The sequence below is a fragment of the Streptomyces sp. NPDC093591 genome (assembly GCF_044764885.1).
In the GTDB taxonomy this organism is placed as follows: domain Bacteria; phylum Actinomycetota; class Actinomycetes; order Streptomycetales; family Streptomycetaceae; genus Streptomyces.
On record NZ_JBIWIY010000014.1, the window covers coordinates 86,280 to 111,626 of the forward strand.

General features: G+C 72.5%; 22 protein-coding genes and 1 pseudogene. 14 read left to right on the forward strand and 9 right to left on the reverse strand.

Annotated features, from left to right (window positions below):
• Positions 1-61: 61 nt before the first annotated feature.
• Both ACIREI_RS27935 and ACIREI_RS27940 read left to right on the forward strand, forming a co-directional pair.
• Positions 62-262 (forward strand): hypothetical protein, encoded by a 201-nt coding sequence (locus tag ACIREI_RS27935; protein WP_403338240.1) that lies wholly within the window; start codon positions 62-64, stop codon positions 260-262.
• A gap of 115 nt (positions 263-377) precedes the next feature.
• Positions 378-848, forward strand: a complete 471-nt coding sequence (locus ACIREI_RS27940) for an NUDIX domain-containing protein (protein WP_403338242.1) — start codon at positions 378-380, stop codon at positions 846-848.
• A gap of 420 nt (positions 849-1,268) precedes the next feature.
• On the opposite strand, the gene ACIREI_RS27945 is transcribed toward ACIREI_RS27940, so the two are convergent.
• Complete coding sequence (locus ACIREI_RS27945; RefSeq protein ID WP_403338245.1) at positions 1,269-2,054, reverse strand: alpha/beta fold hydrolase; 786 nt, start codon at positions 2,052-2,054, stop codon at positions 1,269-1,271.
• 98 nt (positions 2,055-2,152) lie between these two features.
• Here ACIREI_RS27945 and ACIREI_RS27950 point away from each other — a divergent pair, with 98 nt between their 5' ends.
• On the forward strand, positions 2,153-3,478 hold the full coding sequence (locus ACIREI_RS27950) for a PLP-dependent aminotransferase family protein (RefSeq protein ID WP_403338745.1): 1,326 nt from the start codon (positions 2,153-2,155) through the stop codon (positions 3,476-3,478).
• Here ACIREI_RS27950 and ACIREI_RS27955 read toward each other — a convergent pair.
• Both ACIREI_RS27955 and ACIREI_RS27960 read right to left on the reverse strand, forming a co-directional pair.
• Entirely contained in the window at positions 3,393-4,319 is a 927-nt protein-coding gene (locus ACIREI_RS27955; RefSeq protein WP_403338247.1) for a hypothetical protein, read from the reverse strand. The two genes, ACIREI_RS27950 and ACIREI_RS27955, sit on opposite strands and share 86 nt — an antisense overlap.
• Before the next feature lie 259 nt (positions 4,320-4,578).
• Positions 4,579-5,028 (reverse strand): hypothetical protein, encoded by a 450-nt coding sequence (locus ACIREI_RS27960; protein ID WP_403338250.1) that lies wholly within the window; start codon positions 5,026-5,028, stop codon positions 4,579-4,581.
• Positions 5,029-5,150: 122 nt separating this feature from the next.
• Here ACIREI_RS27960 and ACIREI_RS27965 point away from each other — a divergent pair, with 122 nt between their 5' ends.
• The 3 genes and pseudogenes from ACIREI_RS27965 to ACIREI_RS27975 all read left to right on the forward strand — a co-directional run bounded on the left by ACIREI_RS27965 (position 5,151) and on the right by ACIREI_RS27975 (position 8,904).
• Positions 5,151-6,374, forward strand: a complete 1,224-nt coding sequence (locus ACIREI_RS27965) for a PP2C family protein-serine/threonine phosphatase (protein WP_403338253.1) — start codon at positions 5,151-5,153, stop codon at positions 6,372-6,374.
• 70 nt (positions 6,375-6,444) lie between these two features.
• Positions 6,445-7,095: pseudogene (locus ACIREI_RS27970) on the forward strand (hypothetical protein); the annotation flags it as partial.
• A 1,449-nt stretch (positions 7,096-8,544) separates the two neighbouring features.
• Entirely contained in the window at positions 8,545-8,904 is a 360-nt protein-coding gene (locus ACIREI_RS27975; protein WP_403338777.1) for a hypothetical protein, read from the forward strand.
• On the opposite strand, the gene ACIREI_RS27980 is transcribed toward ACIREI_RS27975, so the two are convergent.
• Both ACIREI_RS27980 and ACIREI_RS27985 read right to left on the reverse strand, forming a co-directional pair.
• The gene (locus tag ACIREI_RS27980; protein WP_403338256.1) at positions 8,894-10,891 is read right to left on the reverse strand and encodes an Ig-like domain repeat protein; all 1,998 of its coding nucleotides are present in this window, start codon (positions 10,889-10,891) and stop codon (positions 8,894-8,896) included. The two genes, ACIREI_RS27975 and ACIREI_RS27980, sit on opposite strands and share 11 nt — an antisense overlap.
• A 228-nt stretch (positions 10,892-11,119) precedes the next feature.
• Positions 11,120-11,896, reverse strand: a complete 777-nt coding sequence (locus ACIREI_RS27985) for an NPP1 family protein (RefSeq protein WP_403338259.1) — start codon at positions 11,894-11,896, stop codon at positions 11,120-11,122.
• Between the two features lie 369 nt (positions 11,897-12,265).
• Between ACIREI_RS27985 and ACIREI_RS27990 the strand changes: the two genes are divergently transcribed.
• From ACIREI_RS27990 to ACIREI_RS28000, 3 genes are all read left to right on the forward strand, one after another.
• Positions 12,266-16,027, forward strand: coding sequence for a hypothetical protein (locus ACIREI_RS27990; RefSeq protein WP_403338262.1), 3,762 nt, complete (start codon positions 12,266-12,268; stop codon positions 16,025-16,027).
• A gap of 191 nt (positions 16,028-16,218) precedes the next feature.
• On the forward strand, positions 16,219-16,872 hold the full coding sequence (locus ACIREI_RS27995; RefSeq protein WP_403338265.1) for a hypothetical protein: 654 nt from the start codon (positions 16,219-16,221) through the stop codon (positions 16,870-16,872).
• A 141-nt stretch (positions 16,873-17,013) separates the two neighbouring features.
• Positions 17,014-17,664 carry a Uma2 family endonuclease gene (locus tag ACIREI_RS28000; RefSeq protein ID WP_403338268.1) on the forward strand — a complete coding sequence of 217 codons (651 nt, stop codon included), beginning with the start codon at positions 17,014-17,016 and terminating at the stop codon, positions 17,662-17,664.
• An 8-nt stretch (positions 17,665-17,672) separates the two neighbouring features.
• On the opposite strand, the gene ACIREI_RS28005 is transcribed toward ACIREI_RS28000, so the two are convergent.
• On the reverse strand, positions 17,673-17,834 hold the full coding sequence (locus ACIREI_RS28005; RefSeq protein WP_403338271.1) for a hypothetical protein: 162 nt from the start codon (positions 17,832-17,834) through the stop codon (positions 17,673-17,675).
• Between the two features lie 119 nt (positions 17,835-17,953).
• Between ACIREI_RS28005 and ACIREI_RS28010 the strand changes: the two genes are divergently transcribed.
• The 5 genes from ACIREI_RS28010 to ACIREI_RS28030 all read left to right on the forward strand — a co-directional run bounded on the left by ACIREI_RS28010 (position 17,954) and on the right by ACIREI_RS28030 (position 22,390).
• Positions 17,954-19,324 (forward strand): helix-turn-helix domain-containing protein, encoded by a 1,371-nt coding sequence (locus ACIREI_RS28010; RefSeq protein WP_403338274.1) that lies wholly within the window; start codon positions 17,954-17,956, stop codon positions 19,322-19,324.
• Positions 19,325-19,396: 72 nt separating this feature from the next.
• A complete protein-coding gene (locus ACIREI_RS28015) occupies positions 19,397-20,401 on the forward strand; it encodes a permease (protein WP_403338277.1) in 1,005 nt (334 codons plus the stop codon).
• The gene (locus ACIREI_RS28020) at positions 20,398-21,204 is read left to right on the forward strand and encodes a TIGR03943 family putative permease subunit (RefSeq protein WP_403338748.1); all 807 of its coding nucleotides are present in this window, start codon (positions 20,398-20,400) and stop codon (positions 21,202-21,204) included. The genes ACIREI_RS28015 and ACIREI_RS28020 overlap by 4 nt, the downstream gene beginning before the upstream one ends.
• A 138-nt stretch (positions 21,205-21,342) precedes the next feature.
• Complete coding sequence (locus ACIREI_RS28025; RefSeq protein WP_403338280.1) at positions 21,343-22,086, forward strand: GAF and ANTAR domain-containing protein; 744 nt, start codon at positions 21,343-21,345, stop codon at positions 22,084-22,086.
• A gap of 28 nt (positions 22,087-22,114) precedes the next feature.
• Positions 22,115-22,390: a ribosomal protein L7/L12 gene (locus ACIREI_RS28030; protein WP_403338283.1), complete on the forward strand. Its 276-nt coding sequence runs from the start codon at positions 22,115-22,117 to the stop codon at positions 22,388-22,390.
• A gap of 15 nt (positions 22,391-22,405) precedes the next feature.
• Here the strand turns inward: ACIREI_RS28030 and ACIREI_RS28035 are convergent, their stop codons facing one another.
• The 3 genes from ACIREI_RS28035 to ACIREI_RS28045 form a co-directional block, all read right to left on the reverse strand.
• Positions 22,406-23,191 (reverse strand): hypothetical protein, encoded by a 786-nt coding sequence (locus ACIREI_RS28035; protein ID WP_403338286.1) that lies wholly within the window; start codon positions 23,189-23,191, stop codon positions 22,406-22,408.
• Positions 23,192-23,390: 199 nt separating this feature from the next.
• Positions 23,391-23,999 (reverse strand): Uma2 family endonuclease, encoded by a 609-nt coding sequence (locus ACIREI_RS28040; RefSeq protein ID WP_403338289.1) that lies wholly within the window; start codon positions 23,997-23,999, stop codon positions 23,391-23,393.
• A 260-nt stretch (positions 24,000-24,259) separates the two neighbouring features.
• On the reverse strand, positions 24,260-25,270 hold the full coding sequence (locus ACIREI_RS28045; RefSeq protein ID WP_403338292.1) for a hypothetical protein: 1,011 nt from the start codon (positions 25,268-25,270) through the stop codon (positions 24,260-24,262).
• Positions 25,271-25,347 lie beyond the last annotated feature (77 nt).

Genomic DNA, 25,347 nt, shown 5'->3' on the forward strand with positions numbered 1-25,347 from the left:
TCCCGGCCGTGCGTGCCGATGATGAACCGTCGGTCACCGCTGTGGAACAAGGAGATCCGCGATGACGCCCGTACAGGTCAACTGGCTGACCCTGGTACTCGCCCCCCTCGCCGTCGTCGGACTGCTGGTCGCCTTCACGGCGGCCCGGTCGGCGGCCAAGAGGGGCGAGCCGATGCCCGGCTGGGGGAAGGCCGTCCAGGGGGTTGCGATCGCGTTCGTGCTGCTCGTGGCGCTGATGAATATGGCAGCGAGCGGTTCGTGAGCGGTTCGTGAGCGGGAGGGGCGGCACGGGGGACGGTACGTGGGGCAGCAGGCGGAGCGTCACGCGTCGACCCGGGCGTCCTGGAGGCCGTGACGCCGTTGAGGGAAGAGTGACCATGGCACGGACCGAGTTCTACGACGACCCGGCGGCACCTGAGCCGAACAGCTTGGTGGTCGCCGCGTCCGCCGTGGTCACCGACGACGAAGGGCGCATACTCCTTCAACGCCGACGGGATAACGACCTCTGGGCACTCCCTGGCGGCGGCATGGAGATGACCGACTCACTCCCGGGAACGGCCGTCCGCGAGGTGAGAGAGGAAACGGGTCTGGACGTGGAGATCACCGGGCTCGTGGGCACCTACACCGACCCTCGCCACGTCATCGCCTACTCGGACGGCGAGGTGCGCCGACAGTTCAACGTCTGCTTCACCGCCCGCGTGGTCGGTGGCCGGCTCGCGATCTCGGACGAGTCCACGGAGCTGCGGTTCGTCCAGCCGGAAGAGATCGACCAACTGCCGATGCACCACACACAGCGACTCCGGATCCGTCACTTCCTGGAGCACCGTGAGCGGCCCCATCTCGGCTGACCCTGTGGGTGGCGGTGACGGCACCTGAGACGGGGGGCGTGTCAGAGCTCAGCTTTACTGCTCGTCGGCCGCGAGGGCGGCGGTGTCCTTCGCCGGAGGGGTCTCGATGACCCCGGGCTGAGCCAGTGCCGGCCGACATGTCGTTGGGCTCGGCCCGCATGCGGAACTGCTTGGCATGGCCGTCGCCGTCGATCCACAGGTCCACGGTGAGTGCGCGGGAGACGCCCAGCCCCATGAACTGATCGAGGCTCTCGATCCGGAGCTCCCGAGTTGCCTCGTCCGGGGCGGCTTTGCGGGCGGCGAGAAGGCCGCCGCTGGAACCAATGACCCACGCCAAGGCTGCGAGCGTATCTCGGGGGTGGGGCCTCTGATCCGCTGGGCTCTTGTGAAGCACGCGCGCTGTGAGTAACCGGTCCTCTGTTATCGGCCGTTGTCCAACCGCCCCAGAAACTCCCCCAGCACCCCGTTGAACTCCCCCACCCGCTCCAGGTTCGGCATGTGCGCCGCCCCCTCGATCACCGCCAGGGTCGAGTCCGGGAGTGCCGCGTGCATCGCCTGCGCGTCCGGCACCGGGGTGTACGTGTCGTCCGCGCCCACGACGACCAGGGCCGGGACCCTGACCCGGGTCAGCAGGGTGCGGTAGTCGGGGCGTTCGGCGCGGCCGCGTAGGGCTGAGGCCGCGCCCTCGGGGGGTGTGGCCGTCATCATGCGGTGGACGTGGGCCTTGACCTCGGGGGGCGCGTACGGGGCGACCATCTTCTCCAGTACCTCGTCGGCGTATCCGCGCATGCCCTCGCGCAGGAGGCGGTCCGCCATGGTGTTCCGTGCCCGTTTGCCCTCGGGCGTCTCCGGGTCCGGGAAGGTGTCCGCGAGGACCAGGCCCCGGATGCGGTCGGGGAAGCGGTCGTAGCACTCCATGGCGATCTGGCCGCCCATCGACAGGCCGGCGAGGACGAAGGTGTCCACCTTCAGGGCGTCCAGGAGGGACTCGATGTCCTCGGCGAAGGTGGAGAGGGGGGTGATGCCGGGGACGACGGGGGAGGCGCCGTAGCCGCGCAGGTCCGGGGCGATCACGCGGCGGGTGGTGGAGAACGTCTCGATCTGCGGGGTCCACATCGTGCGGTCGAAGGGGTGGCCGTGGACCAGGACAAGGGGGGTCAGTGAAGTATCGAAGCCTTTGTCCTCGTATGCGAGGAAGGGGCTCATGTGGACGACCCTAGATCCGCTCAACTCCTCGGTGCAATAAGATCTTTGCCCTCGGTGCAATCCGAGATGACTGCGCAGGGGGAAGTTTCGTGAAGCGGATGGATGACTACCGGCGCCTCGCCGATCGCATCGCCGACGACATCGCCGCCGGGCGGCTGGAGCCGGGCCAACGGCTGCCTCCGCAGCGGGTGTTCGCGCGGCGGCGCGGGATCGCCGGGTCGACGGCGGGGCGGGTGTACGCCGAACTCGTCAGGCGGGGGCTGGTCGTCGGCGAGGTCGGCCGCGGCACTTTCGTACGGGCGGCCCCGGCGAGGCCGGGTGGGCGGGCGCTCGTCGAGAGCGGAGCCACCGCCGCGCCGGTCAACCTGGAGCTCAACTACCCTTCCGCGCCCGGTCAGGCGGAGCTTCTCGCCCCGACCCTCGCACCGCTCCTGCGCCCCGACGTCCTGACCGAGGCCCTGCGCCCGGCCGCCGCCGACGGCACCCTCGCGGCCAGGGAGGCCGCGGCCGCCCTGCTCGCCACCCCGGGCCGCCGCCCCGCCGCCGACCGGATCCTCTTCACCGGCAACGCCCGCCAGGCCATCGCCGCCACCCTCGCCTCCCTCGTCCGGCCCGGCGGGCGCCTCGGGGTCGAGCCGCTGACGTATCCCCTGGTCAAGGAGATCGCCGCCCGGCTCGGCATCACCCTGGTCCCGCTGGCGGCGGACGAGGGCGGGGTACGTCCGGAGTCGGTCGCCGCCGTGCACCGCAGTGCCCCGCTGTCCGCGCTCTACCTCCAGCCGACCCTGCACAATCCGACGTCCGTGACGGTGAGCGGCGAGCGGCTCCGCCAACTCGCCGCCGCCGTCCGCGCCCTGGGAATCCCCGTCGTCGAGGACCGCATCTGGTCCTTCCTCACCGACGACGAACCCCTCGCCGCCCACGCGCCGGATCTCACCCATGTCGTCGACGGGCTCTCCAAGCGCGTCGCCCCCGGCCTCACCGTCGGCTTCGTCGTCGTACCCGAGGCGCGCCTCGGGGCGGTGGCGGCGGCCGTACGGTCCGGCGGGTGGAGTGCGGGGCGGTTCGCGGTGGAGGCGGCCACGCGGTGGATCGGGGACGGGACGGTGCGGCGGCTGGTCGCGGCGAAGCGGGCGGACGCGGCGCGCCGACAGCGGATCGTCGGCGAGGAACTGCGCGGATTCGCCGTACGGTCCGACCCGCGCGCCTATTTCGCCTGGTGGGAGCTGCCATCCCCGTGGCGCGCGGACACCTTCACGGCCGCCGCGGCCGCGCACGGCATCGCGGTGACGCCGGGCCCCGCCTTCGTCGTCGACCCGAACCGCACCCCGGACGCCGTCAGGCTCGGGCTCGCGTCGGCTCCCGAGCCGGATCTGCGGCGGGCGCTGCGCACGCTCGCCGCCGTCGCGCGAGGTACTCCGTGAGCCGGCAGACCAGGGCCACCGTCAGGCCGAGGGCGATCAGCAGCCAGGACACCGTGCGCAGGGTCTGCGTCAGGGCGTCGTAGACCGCGCCCGCGGCCGGGCGGTGGGCCGCCTCGGGCAGGTCGGCCAGCGTGAACCGGCGGCCTAGGGCCACCGCCAGCGCCAGGAACGCGCCGCCGAGCGCCGTGCCCAGCGCGGTCGCCGTGACCGCGCGGCGGCGGCAGGCGGCGACGGCGATGCCGGTCGCGGCGAGCGCGGCGGCCGAGACGGGCAGCCAGAAACCGGCGACTTCGAGCACGGCGTACCCCTTTCGGAGCCGGTCCAGTTGGTGGGCCGGGAGCACGGGGACCTCGGTGTGCTCGACCGGGATGCGGTGCGCCAGCGAGACGTGGTCGTCGATGAGCTGGTGTTTGACCTGGGCGGTGATGGGGGCGACGTCCACCGTGACGGTGCGGTCGCGGCCGTCCCGCAGGGCGCTCAGCACGGCGTCGTGGACCGCCCTGTTGCCCGCGTCCCACGCCGTGCGGAAGGCCTCGGTCCGGGTGAACGAGAGCACCGCGTCGTGCACGAAGGGCCGCATGGTGCGCAGCTCGGGCGAGGCGGGGGACTCGGCCAGCCTGCGGTCGACCTCCTGCGTGATCCCGGCCCCGACGGAGTCCGCGACCGCGCCCTGCACCGCGGGATCCGCGGCGAGCGGCGCCATCGCGGTGACGTACCGGCCGGTGTCCGCCAGCCCGTACGTCACCCAGGCCGCCAGGACGCCGAACGGCACGAGGAGGCACGACAGGGCGATCAGCGCTGCCGACAGGGCGTTCCGCAGACGGGGCAGACGGGTGGGCACCTCTTCAGGCAAGGGCCATCCGGGCGGGCGGGCCAGTGGTGTGCCTGCATACGGCGGCACTGTTCCGCTCTCCGGTGGAGCGTTCACCCGAACGGGTGTCTCATGGTGCAGAGGAGCCAGGAGCGCGAGGAGTGCGAGGACGCTCCCGGTTCCGTGGGTGGATGAAGGGGAACAGGTCGGCCCCGGCCCAATGTGGCCGGGGCCGATCTGTGCGCGATCTGTGCGTGAGCCGGCCGCGTCTGTCGTTCGTCCGCGTCCGTCAGCCGATACGGCGGCCCTGTGCGTCCTCGTGCGTGTAGTAGCGGTAGAACAGCACGGCGAAGAAGACCGCGCCGATCACCATCCCCATGAGCGCGGACCTGAGGACGGTCTTGTCGGTCTCGCTGTACAGGAACCCGAACGCGCTGCCCGCGAAGGAGGCCCACAGGATCGCGTGCACCTCGCGGATCGAGCGTTCGGCGACCCAGCGCACCGCGACGTACAGCACCATGAAGGCGGCCGCGGTGACGAAGCCGAAGAGCAGGTTCCAGCCGGTGATCTCACCGCCGGAGCGCCGGTTCGCCGCGGCCCAGTAGCCGTAGACGAGCCCGAGGACGATCGGTACGGCGATGCTCGCGACGCGGTGCGTCCGCGCGCTGAAGACATCGGGCAGGCCGCTCGTGCCCGTCCGCGAGGTCCTCCTGCCGGGTGCGGGTGCCGCATGAGCCATGAGAGCACTCCTCTCTCCTCGCCCCCGCCATCCAGGGCACACCTGAGGGCGGCCGTTCGGCAAGTCGTGGGGGCCCGGGTACCCGGATGCGGCTGGCCGAACGCCGTGTTTCGCTGAAGCCCATGAGGGCCGTAAGCGACGGTGGAGCCGGCCCGCAGGGCGAGGGGCGTCGGCCGCAGCTGCTGCGCGTGCGCGGCCGCAGCGTCGCCTGGGTGCCGCCACTGCTGTTGCTCGTCGGCATCGTGGCGGTCGACTTCGAGACCAGCAGCGACTTCCGGATCCTGTCCTGGATCGTGCTGGTGCCCGGTATCGCCGCCGCGATCTGCGGGGTGTGGGGGACGGCCGTGTTCGCGGTGCTCGCGCCCGCCACGTACGTCGCCGCGGACGCCGTCCTGCCGCACGAGTACCAGGCCGGCCTGCCCGACCTCGTCCTCGCCGGCATCGGCGGCGTCCTCGCCACGCTGGCCTGCGCGGTCCGGGTCCGCGGCGAGCAGCGCATGCTGCACATGCAGGACGTCGCCGAGACGATCCGCCGTACCGTGCTGCGTCCGCTGCCGGAGGGCTGGGGCGGCCTCGACCACGCGGCGGTGTATCTCGCGGCCGACAGCGAGGCCAAGGTCGGCGGAGACTTCTACGACATCCAGATCGGCCTGCACGGCACCCGCGTCATCCTCGGCGACGTGCAGGGCAAGGGGCTCGGCGCGGTGGAGGCGGCGGCCGCGCTGCTCGGCACGTTCCGGGAGGCCGCGTATCACGAGCCGGATCTGACGACGGTCGCCGTACGTCTGGAGGTGCGCATGCAACGGCACATCCGGATGGGTATGGCGCTCGGCAAGGAGGAGGGCGACCGTTTCGCCACCGCCGTCCTGCTCGGCTTCCCCGAGGAGCGGAGGGACGCCATGGACGCCGTCGTCCTCGGCCACGAGAGCCCGCTCGTGGTCTGCCCCGACGGCGTACGGTCCCTGCCGCCCGACCGCGGCCTCCCTCTCGGCTACGGCGGACTCGCCCCCGTCGACGGGCCGCCGCCGGTGCTGCGGGTGCCGCTGGCTCCCGGCGAGACGCTGCTGCTGACCACGGACGGTGTGACCGAGGCCCGGGACGGGGACGGCGCCTTCTATCCGCTCGCCGACGAGGTCGCCGCCGCCGTCGCGGCCGACCCGGGGCTCGCGCAGCCGCGGCGCCTGGTCGCCTTCGTACGGGAGCGCACGCTGCGGCACTGCGGGGGGCGTCTGGACGACGACACGACCGTGTTCGCGGTGCGGAGGGGGAATGGGGTGCAGGGGAACGGGATGCGAGGGGACGGGATGCGGGGGAATGGGGACGGAAATGGACGTTTGCGGTCCTGAGATCCCCCGTTCGCAGCCGCAGCGGTTACGGTGCTGCCGTACGTGATCGACGGGGGATGGGGAGGGACCGATGCCCGGAACCGTGCTGCTGCTGGCCGCCGCACCGGCGGCCAAGGGCTGTCTGGTGGACGCCGCCTCCGTGCTCCCCGTCCTTGCCGCGGTCCCGCCCACGGTGCTGTCCGGCACGGACACGGCGAACGTCGTCGAGCTCGCCGACCCGCTGGAACCGCAGGCCGTCCTCACCCGCCTGCGCGCCGCCGCGGCCGCCCCCGCCCCGCTCACCGTCTTCGTCACCGGCCAGCTGCAACTGGACCGCCGCCAGCACCTGCCCCACCTCGCGCTGGCCCGTACGACGCCCTCGACCGTCCGCTACACCGGCTTCCCCTGGCACTGGTTCCGTGAGGAACTGCGCCTGCGCGCACCGGGCTCGACCACCCTGCTCCTGGACCTGCACGCCGACGCCGAGGCCTGGGAGTGGCTCCTCGCCAACCCCCTCGACTCGGGCCGCAACAGCACGGTGTACGGCCGTGTCGCGCCCCCGCCGAACCGCCGCACGGTGGCCGCGCCGGCCTACATGAAGGCCGTCGCCACCCTCCTGCGCAGTGGCCACCGTCCACCCCTCGACCAACTGCACCAGCAGGCCCTGTCCCGCATCGCCCCCGACTCCGGCCCCGGCACCGACATCATCCTGACCGCCCAGGGCCCGACCCAGTTCCCCCCACCGAGCCGCGCAACGACCCCTGCCACACCCGGCTCCGCGCCGATGCCGGGCGCCGCGCAGGGTGCCGTGCCGGTACTGGTGCCGGTTGCGGTGGCGGGTATTGACCAGGGTTCGGTGCGGATGCCGATGCCGGGTGCGGGCCAGAGTTCAGCGCAGTTTCCGGTGCCGATGCCGGGCGGCGCGCAGAGCCCTGCATCGGCCCCCATGCCGGCTCTCGCCCAGACTCCCCCGCCGGGTCCTGCGCAGAGCCCCGCAACAGCCCCTGCGCAGAGCCCCGCACCGGGCCCTGCGTCGAGCGCCGGGCAGAACCTCCCGCCGATGCCAGGGCAGGCCCCTGCCCAGGGCCCTGCATCGACTTCGGGACCGAGCCCCGCGCCGAGTTCCACGTCGGCCACTGTGCCGACTTCCGCGTCGAGTCCCGCCCCGACTTCCACGCCAAGCTCCGGCCCAGCTTCTGAGCCGGGCTCCGCCCCGGCTTCCGCGCCCACTTCCCCGTCGAGTGCCGCGCAAAGTCTTCCGCCGGTCGCGGGGCAGAGTCTCCCGCAGGTGTCTGGCCGCGGCTCTGCCGCGACTTCTGTGCCGAACACGGTGTCAACTTCCGGGGTGGCTACCGGGCCGAGTCCCGCCCCGGGCTCTGAGTCAGGCTCCGCCTCAGCTTCTGCGCCCACTTCCGTGGCGGCTTCCACGCCAGGCTCCGCATCGGCTTCGGTGCCGAGCCCCGCCCCGGCTTCTGCGTCGAGTCGCGCCCCGGCTTCCGCGCCAAGCGCCACGTCGGTCTCCGCGTCGGGTGCCGCGCAGAGTCTTCCGCCGGTCCCGGTGCACAGTTCCCCGCAGGTGTCCGGCCACGGCTTTGCCTCGGCTTCTGCACCGAGTCCGGTGCCGACTTCCGGGGCGGCTTCCGTGTCGAGTCCCGCCCTGACTTCCACGCCAAGCTCCGGCCGAGCTACTGAGCCAGACTCCGCCCCGGCTTCCGCGCCAAGTGCCGCGTCGGCTTCCGCGCCGAGCCCCGCCCCGGCTTCTGCGCCCGCTTCCCTGTCGAGTGCCGCGCAGAACTTCCCGCCGATCCCGGCGCACAGTCCTCCGCAGATCTCTGCCCACAGCCCCGCAACGGCTTCCACGTCGGGTCCCATGCCGGCCGCCGTACCCAGCCCCCTGCCGGCTTCCGCGCCCAGCCCCGCATCGGCTTACGCTCCCAGCCCCCTGCCGGCCGCCGCCCCCAGCCCCGCACCGGCTGGCGCCCCCAGCCCTCTGCCGGCCGCCGTTCCCAACCTCACGCCAACTTCCGCTCCCAACCCCACGCCAACCCCCGCCCCCAACCCCACCCTCGCCTTCACCCCCACCCCCGCATGGGCCTCCGCGTCCGCCCCCGCTCGCGCCCCCCTCCCGAGTGACCCGCACGCCGACATCGCTGCTGCTGTTGAGGCGGGGCGGGCCGGGGAGGCTGATGCGTTGGCTGCTCATCATGAGCAGGTTGCTGTGCGTAGTCATGGGCCGTACTCGGAGGAGGCCCTGCACTGGATCGAGGTCCGGGCGGATCTGGCGATGCTGGCGGGGGACTCGGTGCGCAGTTGCCGGACCTGGCTGACGGTCGCCTCGGCGCGGCTCTCCGCGGGGCAGGCGCCGGACGCGCCCGCCGTGGAGGCCGCGGTGGATCGGGCCCACCATCAGTGGGGGCAGATCCACGACACGGCCCCCGCGCGCGAACTGGGGTCCGCCCTCGCGGAGTTGAGGGGGCGGGTGCCGGGCCGCCGACGGGGTGCCCTGGAGAACGTCCATCAGCGGCTGCGGCAGTTGCGGGTCAGCGGGTGAAGGTGAAGTACTTCCAGCCGCCGTACGTCGTCATGTTGACGTTGTCGCCCGACGTCGTGTCGATGTAGGAGGAGCGGAGCCGGAAGCGGACGCCCGTGGGCGGGGTGTCGTCCAGGAGGACGGAGTCCTTGCCGTAGCTGTCCAGCCCGAAGTACTCGGTGGTCGTCGTGTGCCAGGCTCCGCTGTAGAACTGCTGGATCTGGAACTGGTACCTGCGGCCCGGGTACATCGTCATCGTGGTGTTGTAGACGGGGTCCTTGGACTGGCGGAAGTAGTAGTACTTCGCGTTCCAGGCGGTGGCCGTCTTGTAGGCGCCGATCAGCGAGGTCGAGATCGCCACCTTGGTGTAGACGGTGTTGGTCGTCGTCTTCGCCGCGTACCGCGTGTCCCCCGTGAACTTGGCGCTGACCTTGGTGTCCCGGGTGAGGTGGACGGTCGCCGTCAGGTTGCCGCTCGAGTCGACCGTGCCCTTCTTGACCAGCGTGTTGGGCTTGTCGGAGCCGTAGGGGTCGGCCCAGATCTCCACGGTGCGGTTCTTGTACGTGGTGCCGAGGTGCGCGGTGAAGGTGACGTTGCTGCCGTAGCCGTACACCTTGAGGTTGTTGTTCAGCGTCAGCGTGGTCGCCGATTTGGCGACGGTGACCGAGTCGGCGGCCGTGGCGCCCGCGTGGTCGGCGTCGCCCGCGTAGGTCACGGTGTAGGTCACCTTGCCGCCGGCCGGCGGGGTGTCGGTGAAGGAGTACGAGCCGTCCGCGGTGACGGTTGCCGTGCCGAGCGCCTTGCCGGCCGGCGACTCGTCGTCGGTGCGGGTGACCGAGACCGTCGTGCCCGCCGGCAGCGCCACCGGGGAACTCAGCGTGCCGGTCACGGTGAGGGGCTTGGCGCGGGTCGCCGTGGCGGGGGCGTCGGCCGTGAGGGTGGTGGACGCCTTCGTCGGGGCGTCGAAGACGCGCAGCGAGTAGGCGTCGCTGTCGTTCTTCGACACCGCGAACAGCTTGCTCTCGTCCGGCGCCCAGGCCAGACCGCGCGCGGCGAGGGTGTCGGAGCCGCTGCTGGTGCCGGTGTTGGGGAAGTCGTACTGCTTCAGCGGGGTGGACACGCCCTGCTTGAAGACGTGCACGTCCGGGTCGTACCAGGAGAAGGTGCCCGCCGCGACGTCGCCGTTCGGGGCGATGTCCACCGCGTTCGGGTAGGTGTTGGTGACGTACTTGCCGTCCGCCGAGAGGTCGGAGAGCTTGTAGGCCGCCTGGTAGTACGGGGCCCCGCTGGCCGTGATGACGTCCTTGCCGTCCGGCGTGACCGCGAGGTCGGCGAGGTTGCCGCCGCCGGTGTTGCCCGGGTCGAAGGCGTACGCCGTCCGGCTCGCGGTGCCCGAGGAGACGTCGTACACGGCGAGGACGACCGGGCTCTGGCTCGGCGCGCCCGTGACCAGCGTGCCCGGAGCGCCCGCGGAGGCGTCCAGGATCGGCGCGTCGTAGAAGGTGCGGCTCGTGTCCTGGCCGAGGGTGACGACCGGGTCGGTGCCGCTCAGGTCGAGCGAGCCGATGTTGCCGTCGCCCCCGGCGCCGTAGCTGAACCAGAGCTTGCCGCCGGTGAGGGCCACGTATTCGGGGCCGGCCGTGCCGGTGGCGTAGCGGTGGGCCTCCGTCGCGGTGGCCGTGTCGATCGCGACGACCGCGTCGGCGTCCGCGACGGCCGCGTACAGCGTGCCCGAGTCGGGCGACAGCTCCAGGCCGTGGACGCCGGGCAGGGAGCCGACGGTGCCGACGAGCTTGCCCGCGTAGTCGGTGACGACGACCTGTCCTGCGGTCGGGTCGCTGATGAAGACCCGCTGGTGGACCCCGTCGACGACGACGTCACCGGTCGACTTCAGGGACAGGGGTGTGCTGGAGTCGGCGGCCGCCGACCCGGCGCCGGTCGCGACCAGGGCGACCGAGCTGAAGAGGACCGCGAGCGCTGTCGCGGTGGGGAGAGTGCGTCTGCGCACGATGGTTTCGAACCCCCCGGAACGAAAGAAGTGATGAGGGCGGACGCGGCAGAAAAGGGCGCGCGTACCGCAGCGAGTAAGCGATCGCAGGCTAAGTCATCGCACTGACAGCCGGGTTAAGCCATGTGTAAGAGCCGGGTGTGAACGAGCCGGGGTGAGCAGGGGGAAGCCCCCGGCGGGACAGGGGGGAGTGTCCCCGCCGGGGGTGGTGCGGTGGCGGGCCGTGCGTCAGAACGCGGGGACCGCGGCAGGCCGGGCCTTGTTGATGTTGCTCTGCAGGTTGCCGGTCAGCGGGAAGTTGGCCTTGCCCCACGTGGAGTTCCACAGGGCGTTGCGCGGCGCGTCGGCCATCTGCGGTACGTCGACCAGGGACATGCGGTCCCACTGGCCGTACGCCTCCGGGCGCTCGCCCCACTTGGCGAAGCGGAAGGCGTGGGTGCTGGCGCCGTCCTTGTGGTAGACGATCTGGACGTGGTTGCCGTTCATCGGCACCTCGTTGATCGGGTGGGTGCTGTAGCCGCCGTGGCGGGACGCGGCCAGGTAGCGGGGCCGCTCCTCGCCCTGCTTCTGGAAGACCACGACGGACTCCCAGTCGTGGCGGTGGCCGAAGGCGTCGGCGCCGTTGAGCGTCTGGTCCTTCTCGAAGTAGAGCGCGTAGACGTAGGCGCACCAGCCGTTCTTGCACATGGACTGCGTGTACAGGTTGGCCACGTGGGGGTGCCGGCAGGCGCCGGTGATCGACCCGCTGTTCTTGAGGCCGCCGTTGAGGTGCCCGCTCGGGTCGACGGCCGCCACGGGGAAGCAGCTGTTCGAGTCGTAGTCGAACTCCGGCATGTACTTGAGCTGGAAGGCGCTGGCCTTCTGCGGCAGCAGGGTCAGGACGGCGGCGTTGGCGCTGCCGGTGATGCCGACGGTCAGTGTGGCGACGCCGCCCGCGACGAGCGCGAGCTTGCCCAGGCGGGACAACTTCTTGGTCTTGCGCTTGGTCTTGGCTGCCTGCGACATACGTCTCTCCTCCAGTTGCTCGGTCTGCCGGGTCTGCCGGGAATCCGGCGTGGCGAGATCGAGACTGGGAGAGCGGAGAGTTGTTCGGCAGGCCCCCTGACCAGTGCAATCAATGACTCGTGGCGTTTCGGGGGGCTGTTCGCCCGCGCGTCATGCCCCGTCCCGGACGCGTTGTCCGCCGTTCACTTCGCGTTTTCACGGCCGCGGGGCAGCAGTCGACCTCCGCGACCTATTCCTGGAACCGGAGCGTTGATTGCCGCATCTCCTTTGTCAGGACAATCAAAATTTCATGATCAGTGGTGATTTGCTTCATCAGCCGTTTCGTCAGCTGCTCCGTCAGGGCTGTCAGCTGTATGGAGGTACGTGCGCATGGGTCGTCCCGAAAGACCCCTGGACCCGCAGTCCGGTCCCATAGCCCGGCTCGCCCATGAGCTCCGCGAGGTGCGCAAGGCCGCGGGCACGCCCTCGTACCGGCGTATGGCCGAGGCGGCCGGGTTCTCCGCGACAACGCTGTCGCAGGCCGCGGCCGGCGACCGGCTGCCGTCCCTCGCCGTCGTCCAGGGGTACGTCAGGGCCTGCGGCGGCGACCCCGCGGAGTGGGAGCCCCGCTGGAAGGAGGCGGAGGCGGAGGTCGCCGAGGCGGTGCGCGAGGAGTCGGCGGACGCCGCGCCGCCGTACCGGGGCCTGGCCCGTTTCGAGCCCGGCGACCGGCACCTCTTCTTCGGCCGGGACCGGATGGTCGAGGAGTTGCGCCGGCTGGTGTGCGACCACCGGTTCGCGGTGCTGTTCGGGGCGTCCGGCAGCGGCAAGTCCTCGCTTCTGCGGGCCGGGCTGATCCCCGCCCTGCGCGAGGAGATCGCCCGCCGCAGCAGCCCGGCGGTGCTGCGGGTGCTCACCCCGGGCCCGCGGCCGGCGCAGACGTACGGACACCTGCTGGCACCCGCCGAGGGCGAGTTGGAGAGCTGGGTGGTGGTCGATCAGTTCGAGGAGGCCTTCACCCTGTGCCGGGACACGGCGGAACGGGCCCGCTTCATCGACCTGCTGCTCGCCGCCCGGGACCCGGCGAGGCGACTGCGCGTGCTGGTCACCGTACGGGCCGACTTCTACGCCCGCTGCTCCGAGCACCGGGGCCTGGCCGACGCGCTCTCGGGCGCCGGGCTGCTGCTCGGGCCGATGACGGCGGACGAACTGCGCGAGGCGGTGACCAAGCCCGCCCAGGCGGCCGGACTGCTGGTGGAGCGGGAGCTGACCGCACGCGTCGTCGAGGAGGTCGTCGACCAGCCCGGCGGGCTGCCGATGCTCTCGCACGCGCTGCTGGAGACCTGGCGGCGGCGCAAGGGCCGGGTGCTCACCCTGGCCGCGTACCAGGCGGCCGGCGGGGTGCGCGGCGCGATCGCGGCGACCGCGGAGGAGGTGTACGAGCAGCTGACCGAGGACCAGGCGCGCACCGCCCGGCACCTGCTGCTGCGGCTGGTCGAGCCGGGCCGGGGCACCCCGGACACCCGGCGTCCGCTGACCCGCGCCGACCTGGCGGAATGGACCGACCCGGAGGCGGCGGAGGTGGTCGACCGGCTGGCCCGCGCCCGCCTGCTCACCGCCGACGAGGACGGCGTCCAGCTCGCCCACGAGGCCCTGCTCACCTGCTGGCCGCGCCTGGCGGGCTGGCTGGACGAGGACCGCGAACGGCTGCGTCACCACCGCCGCCTGACCGAGGCCGCCCGCGCCTGGCTGGAGCACGACCGCGACCCCGGCGGGCTGTACCGGGGCAGCAGGCTGGCCCGGGCCGAGGAGCTGTTCGGGGACGACGACGGCACGCTCACCGTGTCGGAGCGGTCCTTCCTCGTCGCCGCGCTGGAGGCCCGGGAGGCCGAGCAGCGGACCGCCGCGCGGACCGCCCGAAGATCCCGGGCGCTGGTCACCGCCCTGTCCGCGGTCCTGGCGGTGGCCCTGATGGTGAGCCTGGCCGCCTGGAGCCAGCACCGCGACAACGAGCGCCAGCGCACCGACACCGCCGCCCGCCGCATCGCCGCTGTCGCCGACGCACTGCGCACCACCGACCCGCGCACCGCGATGCTGCTGGGCGTGGCCGCCTGGCGCGTCTCCCCTCTCCCCGAGTCCCGTCAGGCCCTGCTCGGCGCCCTCGCCCAGCCCGAACAGGACACCTTCTCCGACCCCGCCCCCGGCGACAGCCCCCGCCGCTTCCTCACCGCCTCCGGCCGCACCCTGCTGAGCGTCGAGGGCCGCACCTGGAAGACGTACGACGTGACCACGCACCGCCGCACCGGCGCGGGCCGGCTGCCGGTCGACGCGAGCGATGCGGTCGCGTCCTCCGCCGACGCGAAGGTGATCGCGCTGTCCGGCCGGGACGGCATCGGCCTGTGGGACACGGCGAAGGGCCGCTGGACGGGCGGCGGACCGTGGCCGGCGCTCTCCGACGTCGGTTTCGGCGACGGTGCCTACCTCGTGACCGGCAGCGACGACGAGCGGGCCCGCGTCCGCTCCCTCACCGACGGCGGGCCGCTCTTCGAGAGCCCCGCGGCCGGCCGCGTCGACATGGCCCCGGACGCCCGCGCGGTCGCCCTCTGCCCCGCCGACCGCGAGGGCGCCACGCCCCAGGTGTGGGACACCGTCCGCCACCGCGCCCTGCCCGGCGAGTGGACGCAGGACAAGGAGGTCTGCGCCGACAACGACGCCACACTCGTCATGGGCGACGGGCAGCGGATGGCCGCCGTCTCCCCGTCCGGCATCCGCGTCTGGGACACCGGCTCCGGGCGGCTGCTGGCCGACCTCACCGCCCCGAACGTCGAGTACACCGCCTTCAGCAGGGACGGGAAGTTCCTCGCGGCGGCCGACAGCACCGAGATCAAAGTGTGGCGGCTGTCGTCCGCCGACGCCCCGGTCTTCCGGCACTCCCTCAACAACCAGTACGTGTACGGCGGTCTCGCCTGGGACCCGAAGCGCCCCGTCCTGCGCTACCTGGAGGCCGGTACGGTCCACTCCCTCGACGTGTCGGCGGCGACGACGCCGGCCTGGCACGGCGACGACCTGTTCGGCGTCCGGCTGGCCCCCGACGGCCGCACCCTCGCCACCGCCGAGCGCACGGACACCGGCACCGGCTACCGCTTCCAGCTGCGCGCCACCGGCGACGCCGACGCCGTACGAACCCTGCCGTCACCGCCGGCCCCCGTCGCCGTCAAGGGCACGGACCCGGTCGTACCCGGCGACACCCTGGCCCTGACGGCGTTCAGCCCGGACGGCGCACTGTTCGCGTACGGCGTCTCGGCGCCCGGCCGGGAGGCGGCCCCGCAACGGATCACCATCTGGGACGTACGCCACCACAGGGTCCGCGACACCCTGGACCTGTCCACCGCCGACTCGGCCGGAGCGGTGATCAACCTCGCCCTGGGCTCCGGCGGCCGCACCCTGTACGCCGTGCGCACGCCCGGCATCGGCGAACTGCGCGACGAGGTGTGGGACACGGCGACCCGCCGCCGCACCTCCGTGGTGAACGGCCTGGCCAGCAGCCACCTCGCCGTCCGCCCCGACGGCGGCCTGCTGGTCGGCGACAACCGCGTCGCCCGCCTCCCGAAGGAGCCGGTCTCCGGGAAGGCGACCGGGAAAGCGACCGGCAAGGACCTCGTCCAGGGCGACCAGATCGGTGCCATCGCCTTCGGCGCGGACGGCTCACGGCTGGCGGTGGGCGACGGAACGGGACGGGTCGCCCTGTGGGACGGGGACCTGCGGCACAAGGCCGGGGTCCTGCGCAACGTCTTCCCGGCCCGGCTCGGCGACACCCCCGAGGGCGTCAGCGCGCTGGCGCTCAGCCCCGACGGCCGCACGCTCGCCGTGGGCGGGACCTCGGGCACGCTCCAGCTGTGGGACGTGGCCACGCAGCAGCCGCTCGGCGGCCCCCTGCCGACGCCGGGCGAGGAGATCGTCTCGGTGACGTTCAGCGAGGACAGCGGCACGGTGTACGCGGCGGGGGCCCATGTGCCGCTCCAGCGGTACGTCGTCGATCCCGAGCGGGTGGCCGAGCGGGTGTGTGCCCGAGTGAGCGGGCGGCAGCTGACGCGGGCGCAGTGGCGGACGTACGCGCCGGACGCGCCGTACCGGGAGGTGTGCGGGGGCTGACCGGACGGTCGTGCTTCGGCCGTGGTTGTTTGTTTTCCCTGATGGGACGGGGTACCAATCAATTCTCCCGCTTGTCAGCCTCGTTCGAGCCGTGGCGCGGGCAACCTCCTCCGCTCGCGCCGCGGCGTGCTGCCCCGATCAGGGCCGCGAAGGGCAGCGCCCGACACGACCGAACCGGGAGATCCCTCCACATGAAGTCCATCAAGAGCGGTGGCCGGCGCCTCGCCGTGCTCGCCCCCGCCGTCGCGCTCGCCCTGATTCCCTTCTCCACGGGCACGGCCAACGCGGCCACCCCCGGCTGGGGCTCCGACAAGCCCGACGTGATCGGCGACTGCAACGCCGACAAGCCCGACCTGTGCCAGTACCACGAGGTCAACGCCTGGACCGCGCCGGGCAACTGGCACGCGGCGAGCAACGTGTTCAACAACTGCCAGGGCACCGACAACGCCACGTACGCGCGGGCCGCCGCCTACGAGACCAACACCTCCTACACCTACGGCACGAAGGAGACCGTCGAGGTCAGCGCCGGCTTCTCCGACGAGATCCAGTTGGGCATGAAGGCCAGCGTGGAGAGCAACGAGAGCTGGACCGTGGGCGACAAGCGCACCGTCACCGAGACGCTCACCAACACCGTCCGGCCCGGCTACAAGGGCCAGTACTGGTTCCAGCCGCTCATCCGGCACTCGCAGGGCTGGCTGGAGGTCCACTACGGCAGCCGGAAGTTCGGCCACTACTACTGGTACTACCCGGGCCAGGGCTCCACCGGCTTCCGGATCGCCACGCCGGTCGCCTGGGGCGACGGCACGCTGAAGGGCGAGATGAAGTGGACGACGTGGAAGTGCTGACCTAGGCGCTGCGCCTGCCCCACGAGATCGCCCGCACAGGGGAAACGTAACAGCACACTCGTTCGAGTGAACGGCTTCGGATTCCTTGTGCGGGCTCCGCGTCTACCCTGGGAGGGTCGCGTCGAGCGAGGGAGGTCTGTCATGGCGACGGCGGAGCCGATCATCATGCCGGGGTACCAGGGCGAGGCCATTCACGGGCCGTACGACGACCCGGACGGCGACAGCGACGCGGACAACGGCGTGCCCGACTACACGGGCGCGAGTGTGCAGCAGGTCTTCGAGCTCTTCAGTGCGACGGCTCCCCGGGGCTGGCGCGTGGAGTTGATCGAAGGAGAGATCTGCGTAAGGCCACCGGCCAATGGGGAGCACGAGGAGATCGTGTCCGAACTCAGTGGGCAGGTCAGGGACCACGACAAGGGGCTGGGCCGATACACGGGCATCGGGCTGAACGTCCCCGGAGCCTCCGCCACGGGCCACGTCGTCCCCGACCTGGTCATCGCTCCCAGAGGCAGCTTCGCCGACCAGGAAGAGTGGCATGAGCCCGTCGGCGTACTCCTCGTGGCCGAGGTGACGTCCACCAGCACGGCCGACCGCGACCGCGAGAAGAAGATCCACGGCTACGCCCGCGCCGGCATCCCCGTCTACCTCCTGATCGACCGGGAGGAAGGCGAGGTGACCGTCTACTCCGAGCCGTCGGGCGACGACTACGCCAAGGGCCCCAAGCACAAGCTCGGCCTCACCGTGCCGCTGCCCGCACCCCTCGGCTTCGAACTCGACAGCGCGGAGTTCTGAGCGCTCACCTACGGCGCGGCGACGACCTGCTGCGCCGGCTGCTGTGCCGGTCCCGGCTCCGCCGCCCGGGCCGGCCCCGCGTTCGCCGCCAGGATCAGCGTCGCCACGGCGATCACCGCCGCCGCGAAGCCTCGGGTGTAACGCTCGGTGGTGCTGGTGCGTTCCTGCACGGCGACCTCGCAACAGCCATGGGTTAATCGCGTTTGATCCGCCGTTTAACCTAGGGGCTGTCGGACCCGAACGGCAAGGGTCGCAGCGGGAGTTCGGCGAGGTGGGGGGGCGTTGAGGGATGGCCGACCGTGACGATCCGGAGACCATCGGGCGCAGGGTGCAGCGACTGCGGGCCGACCGCGGGCTGACCCAGCGGCAGCTGGCGGAACCGGCGTACACCCCCGCGTACATCTCCACCTTGGAGGCGGGCCGCGTCCGCGCCTCCGACGACGCGTTACGGCACATCGCCGAGCGGCTCGGCGTCGCCTTCGAGGAACTCGCCACCGGGCGCCCCGCCCACCTCGTCACGGACCTGCGGCTGAGGCTGACCGAGGCCCAGCGCGCCCTCGCCGCCGGCGACGCCGGGACGGCGGCCGAGCAGTACGCCGCGCTGCTCGCGGAGGCGGAGACGCACGGGTTCGCCGAGGAGCGGGCGGTCGCGCTGCTGGGGCTCGGCGAGTGCGGCATCGACACCGGCGAACTCGCCGCCGCCCGGCGCTGCTTCGAGCGCGCCGAGCAAGTGCTCACCGAAGCCGACGCCCCGCTGCCCGCCCGGGTGCCCGCGCTGCGCGGGAGGGCCGTGTCCCACTACCTCGCCGGCGAGCTCCGTTACGCCGTCTACCTCCTCGAATCCACCCTCGACGAGCTGAACCGCGGCGGACTGCACGACCCCGACGCCCTCCTCCTGCTCTACGCCAGTGTCATCGGCCCCTACATGGACATGGGCGCCCACGCCCGCGCCGCCCAGGCCGCCGAGTACGCCCTCGCCCTCGCCCCGCAGGCGGCGGACCCGGCCCTGGTCGCCCGTATGCACCGGTCCGTCGCCCGCACCCTCCTCGCCGAAGGGCGGATCGCGGAGGCCGACGCCTCCCTCGCCAAGGCCGCCGAGCTGTACCGGCAACTCCAGATCCGTACCGAACTCGCCAACTGCCACTGGATGCGCGGCTACGTCCACGCCCAGAACGGCGAACTGGAGCGCGCCGAGGCCGAACTGCGCGAGGCCCGCTCCATGCTCACCGCCCAGCGCGCCGCCCTCTACACCAGCCAGGTCGCCGTCGAACTCGCCGACGTGCTGCACCGGCGCGGCAAGTCCGGGGAGGCCGCCGCCCTTCTCCACGAGGTCCTCAGCGACCCAGGAGTCCGCGGACAGCCTCTCGGCCCGGAACGCGGCGCCCTGCACGCCGCCGCCGCCCACCGCCTCCTCGGCATCATCGCCGAGGACGCCCACGACACCGAGACCGCCGAGGAGCACTACGTCCGCGCCCTCAGCCTCCTGGAGCGCGCGGGCGCGGCCGGTGACCTGGCCGACCTGTGCCGCCTCCTGGGCGACCTGCTCCGCCGCACGGGACGGGTGGAGGCGGCCCTGGACGCGTACCGCACGGGCCTCGGCCACCGCACGGCCCCCGGCACCACCACCCTCGGCCCGGCCCCCGCACAGCCTCCTCTGTGAGGAACCCAAGGCCCCCCACAGGTCGCACCGGTTAGCCTGCGCGTGGACATTCGACAGGGTGGGGACAGGCGCGTGCAGAACCAACGGACCGTGGCCGACGGGCTGCGGCTCGGCGTGCGTGCGCTCGTGTACGCGGTGCTCGGCGGCGCCGCGCTCCTCGCCATCGCCACCGTCGTCTCGGTCCTCGGGCCGATGCTCGCCCTCGACCTCTACACGCCGCCCGTCGCCGCCTGGTGGACCGTCTTCACGGCGATCGCGGTGCAGGGCGTGCCCTTCCTGCTGCTCGGCACGGTCGTCTCGGCGGCGATCGGTGCCTTCGTGCCGGAGAAGGTCTTCAGCCGCCTCCTGCCCCGCAACCAGGCGCTCGCCGTCCCCGTCGCCGGGGCGGCCGGTGTCGTCCTGCCGGGCTGCGAGTGCGCGTCCGTGCCGGTGGCCGGGAGCCTGATGCGGCGCGGCGTCGCCCCCGCGGCCGCCCTCGCGTTCCTGCTCTCCGCCCCGGCCATCAACCCGGTCGTCCTGGTCGCCACGTCCGTCGCCTTCCCCGGTCAGCCGAGGATGGTCCTCGCCCGTCTCGTCGCCTCGCTGGCCACAGCCGTGGTGATGGGCTGGCTGTGGGCCCGGTTCGGCCGCGAGGAGTGGCTGCGGCCCCCGAAACGGCACACCGACCCCACCGCCACCGGCCTGCGCGCCTTCACCGCCGGGCTGCAGCACGACTTCCTGCACGCGGGCGGCTTCCTCGTCCTCGGCGCGGCGGCCGCGGCGACCTTCAACATCGCGGTGCCGAGGTCGGTACTGGATCTCTTCACCGGGTCGGTGTGGCTGCCGGTGCTGCTCCTGGCGCTCCTCGCGGTCGTCCTGTGCGTGTGCAGCGAGGCGGACGCGTTCGTCGCCGCCTCCCTGAGCGGCTTCTCGCCGACCGCCCGGCTGGCGTTCATGGTGGTCGGGCCGATGGTGGACCTGAAACTGATCGCCCTCCAGGCGGGCACGTTCGGGCGGTCCTTCGCCGTGCGGTTCTCGTCCGTGACCTGGGTGGTGGCCGTGGCGAGCAGCGCGCTGGTGGGGTGGTGGCTGCTGTGAGGCGCTACGGACCGGCGGTGCTGCTGCTCCTGACGGGCGCGGCGATCCTGCGGATCTCGCTCTTCAGCGAGCTGTACCTGCGGTACGTGCAGGCGGGACTACGGCCATACCTGGTCGTGTCCGGGTGCCTGCTGGTGCTGCTGGCGGTGGCCGCGGCGGTCGTCGGGCGACCGGAACAGGAACCGCACGCCGAGCAGCGCCAGCACGCAGAGCACGGCGAACACGCCGGCCGCGATCAGCAACGCGAGTACGGCGAGCACGGCGAATCCGGCGACTATTCCCACGCCCACGATCAGCACGGCGGCCACCATAGCCCCCGCGTCGCCTGGCTCCTCACCCTCCCCGCCCTCGCCCTCCTCCTCTTCCCGCCCCCCGCGCTCGGCTCCTACAGCGCCGAACGCGAGGCGGCGCAGCGAGCGGCGCAAGGGGTCGGGGCCTTCCCGGCGCTGGCCGCCGGGGACCCGGTGGAGCTGACGGTGGCGGAGTTCAGTTCCCGGGCGATCTACGACAGCGGACGGTCGCTGGCCGGCCGCACGGTCCGGCTGACCGGCTTCGTCACCCGCGACGACGACGGCACCTGGTACGTCACCCGCCTCTTCGTCGCCTGCTGCGCCGCCGACGCCACCACCGGCAAGGTCGAGATCCGGGGCGCGGACGCCCCGCCGGTCGACGCCTGGGTCACCGTCACCGGCACCTGGCACCCCAAGGGCGCGCTCGGCACGGACGCGGCATGGCCGCCCGTCCTGGGCGCGACGTCGGTGCGGCGGATCGCGCAGCCCGCGAACCCGTACGAGAAACGGTAGAGGCGGCGCGTCGCGCGGCGGTCGGCGGGGTTTCGCGGGACGCGCCACGGGTAGTCGGGCGGCGTCCGGGCGAGTGGTGGAACGGCCACCCCGAGGACCCTGGACCAAGCAGGCCGCTCTCGTGACGAGGAGGCTGCCGTGCGGCCCAAGGACGGTCATCGTGACGAGCGGGGACGAGAGCGGACCGGTGCCACGGACGCGATCGCCGAGGGCGTGCGCGGCGCGGGCCCCGGCGAGATCCCGGCGCGGCTGTGCCACGTCGCCGTCGAGCTGCTGCCCGTGACCGGCGCGAGCGTGTCGCTGCACAGTGACGGCATGCCCGTCCAGCTGGGCGCGAGCAGTGCGCAGGCCGCGTATGTGACCGAGATCCAGGCCACCTTGGGCGACGGCCCCTGCCAGTCCGCCGCACAGAGCGGTGCGCCGGTGCTGGCCTGCGATCTGACGGCCGGGCGGGACGTCCTGCGCTGGCCGGTCTTCGCCCAGCAGGCCACGGCCGCCGGGGTGCGGGCGGTGTACTCGCTGCCGCTCGGCAACGACACCGTGTGCGTGGGCACGCTCGACCTCTACCGGGACACCCCCGGCGACCTCACCGACCGGGACCTGCGGACGGCACGGCTGGTGGCCGGGATGATGACGGTGGCGCTGATGGCGCTGCCGCGCTCGGAGGACGCGGGCGACCAGGACGCGGAACAGTGGCTGAGCGGCCTCGCCGCCGACCACGACCAGGTCTACCAGGCCACCGGCATGATCATGGCCCAGCTGGGCGTCGGCACGGACGAGGCGCTGGCGCGGCTACGGGCCCACGCGTTCGCGGACGGAAGCACGGCGCTCGACGCGGCACGGGACGTGGTGGAACACCGGTTGCGGTTCGACCGGGAGTAGCCCGCAGGCCCACATAAGATCGTCGACCATGGACATAGTGGGACTCTCCTTCGTGCTGGCGGCGTTCGCGGGCATCATCACCATCCAGAGCCGGATTTCCCGCACGGATCAGAGAGTTGCCCGGGTCGAGCGCAAACTCGACCTGATCCTGGACCACTTGGGGTTGCAGGACGACGAGCCCCGCATGGACGAGGTCCTCGTGCTCCTGCGGAACGGCAAGAAGATCGAGGCGATCAAGGTCTATCGGGAGATCACCGGGGCGGGCCTGAAGGAGGCCAAGGACGCGGTCGATCGCATGGCCTGACCGAGGAGTGAGGGGTCAGACCTCCACCCGACCCCGTTTCCTGACCTCCGTCAGGCGTTGGGCGCCCAGTTCGACGGCGGCCAGGGTGGCGTCGCCCGGTACCTCGCCGAGGCCGCCGTTGGTGACGATGATCGCGTCGTCGCCGACACGGACGACGGCGACGTGGAGGGTGAGCGTGGGCGCCTCCTGGTCCTCGGAGACGCCGCTGAGGACGATGTGCAGACCCCGCCGGGCGTCGCCGACCTCCGGCATCTGCGCCTCGCCGACCTCCACGGTCATCAGCCCGCCCCGCGCGGTCCTCGCCGTGAACTGCCCGCACGTGTCCGGCAGGCTGCCGAGCCACTCCAGCGCCCGGTCCACCTCGTCCGGCCGGTGGGCCACGACCTGGTAGCGCAGTTGGGCCCCGTCGTACTCGTCGTCCAGCCCGACCGAGGCGCGCGTACGGGCGTCCGGCCCGAACAGTTCCTCCGCGTACAGGGCGTCCAGCAGCCGCCGGCACTCGGCCGACTCGGCGCTCGCCTTGAGCATGGCGTCCCGCCAGGTGGCGACGCCCTGGGTGGGGACCCAGGGCTCCCCGAGATCGGCCTCGCTGATGAGCGCGGCCCGCGCCTGCGCCTCGGTGAGGGTCGGGGCGGCCGCCGGGGTCGGGGACCCGGTGGCGGTGTCCGCGGGCGAGACCGCGGCGGGGACGCCCGAGACCGTTCTCTCCGGCTGGACGAGGGAGCAGCCGGAGGCGGTGGTCAGCAGGCTGGCCGCCGAGAGCGTCGAGGCGATGACGGCGCGGGCCGGGGGACGGGGCATCGCGGGCCTCCTGGGCTGGGTCGGGCGTCCGCCCAAGATCGGGGCGTGCTTCTTAAGGCACCACCCCGCGAGTACGACCACCAGCGCGCCGGGCCGTCCGGGTGACGTGGGGGTACAGCGGAGGGTTCTCGCCCCCGCCGCCCCTACCCGTCCCATCCCCAGGGGCTCCGCCCCTTCGACCCCGCCGCGGGCTGCGCCCTCAGCTGGGGTCCGGGCCCAGCATCATGTCCTTACGGGTGTAGAGCGGCAGCCCGCTCGTGTCGAGTTTCCAGGTGCCCAGCTCGGTACTGATGGCGAGCGGGGTCCCGTACGGCTGCTTGTGGAGCCGGTTGCCGTAGCCGGGCCTGCCACCGCAGGTGTCGATGTCCCACTGGTAGGTCCAGGTGCCGTCGCGAGGATCGAGGATCAGGTAGTGCGGGATGCCCATCGCGGGGTAGTCGCGGCTCTTGGTCTCGTAGTCGTTGCTCGGGTTGGACGGCGAGACGATCTCGATGGCCAGGAGGATCTCGTGCGGGTCCAGTGGATCATCGGTCAGCATCGCCTCGCGGGCGGTGACGATGATGTCCGGGACCCGCAGCTTGCCGAGGGAGTCGTCGTCGGTGTCGGTGGCTTCGAAGGCGAAAATCCCTTCGGGAAGCTGCGGATCGAGCTGCCGCGTGACGTCCTTGGCCGTGACCTGGTGACGCGGGCGCGGGCTCATCATCATGACGAGCGTGCCGTCGCTGATCTCCGGGTGCGTGAAGCCGGGCGGCGGGGTGAAGTGCTCGCGCAACTCGCGCAAGTGCCGGTAGATGGCCTGCTCGGTCATGCCCGCCGTCCCCCTTCGGAGCGATCACCAGACCCTGGTCCGCGCAACGCGAACCCCGCGATCTGCTGGTGAAATCCATGCTAGCCGCGCCGCTGACCCGGGAGTGGGAGGCCAAGGCACTGCGGACTGCTGGATCGTCCCGGACGACGTGCAGTTCACCGACCGCGACTACCACCACCGAGCCCGCCTCGGCCGTCTCGACGATTGGCCCCGTTCTATTCTGCGCCGGGCAGGGCGGGAGAGATACGGGAAGCCGCACTTCAGGCCAGGACATGGGTCAGGTTCCTCCGAGAGGTGCGCACGGCGCCCCGCAGTTGCTCCGCGAGGGCGCGCACGGTGTCGGGGGTCGCTGCGGGACGGGTGGGCGGCGCCAGGGGTGACACGGCGCTCCCCTCGCGCCCTCGGGCTCCTTGGATCCCCTCGTCCCGGCACCCCCGGCAGAGGCCCCCTGGAAGGGCTTCAGGGCGGCCCGGTACTCCGCAGTCGGTGCACTCCATGAGGCGGCGGGGCCCGGGCGACACGGGCTCTGTGGGCGCTGCGAGCCGCTCTGGCGGCATCTTGTCGCGGAGGCGGCGCTGGACGAAGGCGCGGGGCGAGTGGACCTGGTCGGGGAGCCCGGCGACGAGGCTCCGCGCCAGGTGAGCCGGGGTCGCGCCCCGGGCGAACCACTCCTCGGCGAGGGCTTGCAGGGCCTCGCAGTCGGCGGCGGAGAGGGCGAGGCGGGGGTCGTGGAGGCCGAGTCGGGCGAGCGTGGTGTAGGCGGGGGTGGGGTGCGGGCGGGCAGGAGGGTTCGGCGGCTCGGCCTCGGCCTGCGGGGGTACGTCGTCGGGCGCGGTCTGCGGCCGTACGTCATCTACCTCGTCTACGTCGACGGAGGCGCCCTCGGGTGCGGAGTCCGCCCGCGTGTCGGCCGGCACGTCACCGGCGAGGAACCGGGCCCACCACTCGCTGGAACGTGCGGTACGGGACCAGTAGGTGTGGAAAACCCAGCGGGTGGCGTTGTCGGCGCCGGTCTCACCGGGCTGGGCGCGTCGGCGTACTCGGCGCAGGTGGCCGTGCCTGCTGAGTTCGTTGAGTGCGCTGCGAACGGCTTGCTGGCCGTAGAGGGGCTGCGCCTTGGCGATGGTCTTGGCGTCCATGGCCGCGTTGTCGCTGAGCCGGTCGAGGAATCCGGCGAGGTACGCCTCACGGGGCGGGAGGTGCGAGAAGTCGTCGGCCCGGGGCGGCACTTGGTCCGGGGCGGAGCGTTTTCCGTAGCCGGGCTTGGCCATGGGATGCACTGCGGGCGCGGGCAGGGGGACGTTAGAGTTTTCGTAAGCCACGAGATCGGTCCTTGCTTTCACGATCT

What these genes read in the sequence shown, in the direction of transcription:
- ACIREI_RS28040 (WP_403338289.1), bottom strand. Translation starts at nt 23,999, where the DNA reads ATGACCGAGCAGGCCATCTACCGGCACTTGCGCGAGTTGCGCGAGCAC.
- ACIREI_RS28045 (WP_403338292.1), bottom strand. Translation starts at nt 25,270, where the DNA reads ATGGCCAAGCCCGGCTACGGAAAACGCTCCGCCCCGGACCAAGTGCCG.
- ACIREI_RS27985 (WP_403338259.1), bottom strand. Translation starts at nt 11,896, where the DNA reads ATGTCGCAGGCAGCCAAGACCAAGCGCAAGACCAAGAAGTTGTCCCGC.
- ACIREI_RS28000 (WP_403338268.1), top strand. Translation starts at nt 17,014, where the DNA reads ATGGCGACGGCGGAGCCGATCATCATGCCGGGGTACCAGGGCGAGGCC.
- ACIREI_RS27945 (WP_403338245.1), bottom strand. Translation starts at nt 2,054, where the DNA reads ATGAGCCCCTTCCTCGCATACGAGGACAAAGGCTTCGATACTTCACTG.
- ACIREI_RS28035 (WP_403338286.1), bottom strand. Translation starts at nt 23,191, where the DNA reads ATGCCCCGTCCCCCGGCCCGCGCCGTCATCGCCTCGACGCTCTCGGCG.
- ACIREI_RS27965 (WP_403338253.1), top strand. Translation starts at nt 5,151, where the DNA reads ATGAGGGCCGTAAGCGACGGTGGAGCCGGCCCGCAGGGCGAGGGGCGT.
- ACIREI_RS27990 (WP_403338262.1), top strand. Translation starts at nt 12,266, where the DNA reads ATGGGTCGTCCCGAAAGACCCCTGGACCCGCAGTCCGGTCCCATAGCC.
- ACIREI_RS27940 (WP_403338242.1), top strand. Translation starts at nt 378, where the DNA reads ATGGCACGGACCGAGTTCTACGACGACCCGGCGGCACCTGAGCCGAAC.
- ACIREI_RS27995 (WP_403338265.1), top strand. Translation starts at nt 16,219, where the DNA reads ATGAAGTCCATCAAGAGCGGTGGCCGGCGCCTCGCCGTGCTCGCCCCC.
- ACIREI_RS28010 (WP_403338274.1), top strand. Translation starts at nt 17,954, where the DNA reads ATGGCCGACCGTGACGATCCGGAGACCATCGGGCGCAGGGTGCAGCGA.
- ACIREI_RS27960 (WP_403338250.1), bottom strand. Translation starts at nt 5,028, where the DNA reads ATGGCTCATGCGGCACCCGCACCCGGCAGGAGGACCTCGCGGACGGGC.
- ACIREI_RS27935 (WP_403338240.1), top strand. Translation starts at nt 62, where the DNA reads ATGACGCCCGTACAGGTCAACTGGCTGACCCTGGTACTCGCCCCCCTC.
- ACIREI_RS27950 (WP_403338745.1), top strand. Translation starts at nt 2,153, where the DNA reads ATGGATGACTACCGGCGCCTCGCCGATCGCATCGCCGACGACATCGCC.
- ACIREI_RS28030 (WP_403338283.1), top strand. Translation starts at nt 22,115, where the DNA reads ATGGACATAGTGGGACTCTCCTTCGTGCTGGCGGCGTTCGCGGGCATC.